Source organism: Mycobacterium sp., assembly GCF_049278535.1.
Lineage (GTDB): Bacteria > Actinomycetota > Actinomycetes > Mycobacteriales > Mycobacteriaceae > Mycobacterium.
The window spans coordinates 1-2,541 of record NZ_JBAPMI010000016.1 but is presented as its reverse complement, the minus strand read 5'-3'; the positions used below and the strand labels follow the sequence as shown (position 1 = coordinate 2,541).

At 64.0% G+C, this 2,541-nt stretch carries 2 protein-coding genes and 1 pseudogene; all 3 read left to right on the top strand.

Annotation, left to right across the window (positions count from 1 at the left end; genetic code table 11):
• Positions 1 to 296 (top strand): annotated as a pseudogene (locus WAO18_RS00865) (hypothetical protein); the annotation flags it as partial.
• Between the two features lie 16 nt (positions 297 to 312).
• Positions 313 to 1,320 carry a dihydrodipicolinate synthase family protein gene (locus WAO18_RS00860; RefSeq protein WP_422203084.1) on the top strand — a complete coding sequence of 336 codons (1,008 nt, stop codon included), beginning with the start codon at positions 313 to 315 and terminating at the stop codon, positions 1,318 to 1,320.
• A 29-nt stretch (positions 1,321 to 1,349) separates the two neighbouring features.
• On the top strand, positions 1,350 to 2,541 hold a 1,192-nt coding region (locus WAO18_RS00855; RefSeq protein WP_422203082.1), incomplete at its 3' end, for a CaiB/BaiF CoA transferase family protein.

Below are 2,541 nucleotides of genomic sequence, written 5' to 3'. Positions count from 1 at the left end.
CGCTCAGCGAGGAACTGGCGTCGCCGGACGCGGCACTGCACATCGGGCCGCAACACGTGGTGCTGGAGACCGCGGCGATCGATCTGGCCGCGGCCGCCGCCGGAACCCGCAAGCTGCAGGTGGTCAGCTGGCACGTGATGTTCATGTCGCGGGGCAAGGTGGGGCCGTTCCGGGTGGACGGCACCGCGCATCTGAGCGGCTCGGGCAAGGTCGGCGTGCGCATGCTGCTGCACGACGAGGGCAACGGCGACAAAGCGGTGACGTCGGCGGCGGCGATCTTCGAGATCGTCGGATAACTCCAGGGAGTCGATAATGGCCAACGCCAGAGACGCCCGCCAATGGGCGCGCAATTCACTGCACGGCATCGGGGACTCGCTCTACACCCCGTTCGACGGGCGCGACGGCGACGACATCGACTGGGATGCCTATCGCACGCTGGTTCGGCACTGCGTGGGCACGATGCGCCATTCCATGCTCTGGGTGACCAGCGGCGTCGCGGAATTCTGGTCGCTGACCATCGCCGAACGAAAGATGTTGCTGGAAGTCGCGATCCAGGAAGCTCGAAAGATCAACCCCGAGGTGGTTGTCCAGTCGTGCACCGCGGCGTTGTCGGCGAAAGACTGCCTCGAGATGACCCGGCATGCCCAGAACACCGGCGCCGACATCGTCTACATCCAGACGCCGATGATGGAATTACATGGCGGTGAAGGTGTTTTGAGCTTCTTCTCCTATGTGGCCGACCGCACCGACATCGCGCTGGGCATGTTCAACTCACCCAGCTCGGGATATGTGCTCTCTGCACAAGAAGGCGCTCGCATCGTGGAGGAGATTCCCGCGGTATGCGCCACCAAAGAGGGATCGTTCAGGCCGCATCAGAGCCGTATGCTGCACGAGCTCGCCCCGGATCTGGTGATCTGGGAATGCGATACGACGGTGTACCGGGCCGGCTGGCTCAGGTCGGGCATCGTCGGCCCAGGCCAGCTCGGCACCACCGGCTACCTTTTCGAGACGCCGAAGAAGCGCGCCCTGTCCCAATACTGGGACCTGGTCTGGAACGACAAGCTGGTCGAAGCAATGGATTACGCCCAGGAGTCGGGGCTCGACCAATTCGAGCTCGACATTCGGGGCTGGTTCACTCGGTATCCCGGACGGCCCGACTACTTCACCCATTGGGGCGGTGCGTTCAAATACGCGGCATCGGTGATCGGCCTGCCGGTCGGGTCGTACCCGGAATCACGCCCGCCGCAAGCTAAGTTGCCCGAACAGGCGCGGATCGACATCCGCGCGGCCTATCGCCGGTTCGGGCTCATCGATGACTGACGCCACGACAACGAGATCGGAGAATTCGCATGACTGACGCCAAGCCGCTGAGCGGCATTCGCGTATTGGAGGTCGCGGCATGGACATTCGTCCCCGCGGCCGGCGCGGTGCTGGCCGAGTGGGGAGCCGACGTCATCAAGGTCGAGCCCCGTGAGGGTGGCGACCCGCAGCGCGGACTGGTCACCATGGGCCTGATTCCCGGCGGACCGACCGCCGTCAACTACATGATCGAAATGCCCAACCGCGGAAAGAAATCCATCGGCATCGATCTGACCACACCGGGTGGACAAGAGGTCGTGCATGAGTTGGCGAAAACCAGCGACGTATTCCTCACCAGCTATCTGCCCGGTCGTCGCAAGCACTTCGGCATCGACGTAGAGCAGATCCGCGCCGCCAACCCCGACATCATTTACGTCCGCGGATCCGGTTACGGACCCCAGGGTCCCGACGCCGACCGGCCCGGCTATGACGGCGTGTCTTTCTGGTCCCGCGGCGGGATCGCCGACGCGCTGACCCGCGAGCTTCCGGAGCCGGTGATGCAGACTCCCGCACTGGGTGACCTGATGGGTGGGCTGACCATCGCGGGCGGGATCGCCGCCGCGCTGTACAGACGCAAGTCGACCGGTGAGACCTCGATCGTCGACGTCTCACTGCTGGGCTTGGCGGCGTGGGCAATGACGCCACAGGTGACGGCGTCGATGCTCTACGGCGGTGACCCGATCCCGACGTTCACCCACCGCGAGATGCCCAACCCGCTGGTCGGCAACTACAAGACCAAGGACGACCGGTTCATCACGCTGATGATGTTGCAGGGCGACAAGTTCTACCCCGAGTTCATGACGGTCATCGGCCGCACCGATCTCATCACCGATGAGCGGTTCGCCGACGGTCATTCTCGTTTCATGAATCGCGGCGAGCTCATCGACATCATGGACGCCGAATTCGGGTCGAAGACCGTCGACCAGTGGCGCGAGATCCTCAAGCCGCTGTCGGGCGCCTGGGCGGTTTTGCAGAAGACCAGCGAACTGCACGACGATCCCGCCGTCATCGCCAACGGATACATCCCCGAGGTGAAAGCGATGAACGGTAAGACCTACATCCTGCCGACCAACCCGGTCCAGTTCGACGGCCATCACGTGCAGCCGACTGGCGCTCCCGAACACGGTCAGCACACCGAGGAGATCCTGCTGGATGCCGGGCTCGACTGGGACAAGATCGAGC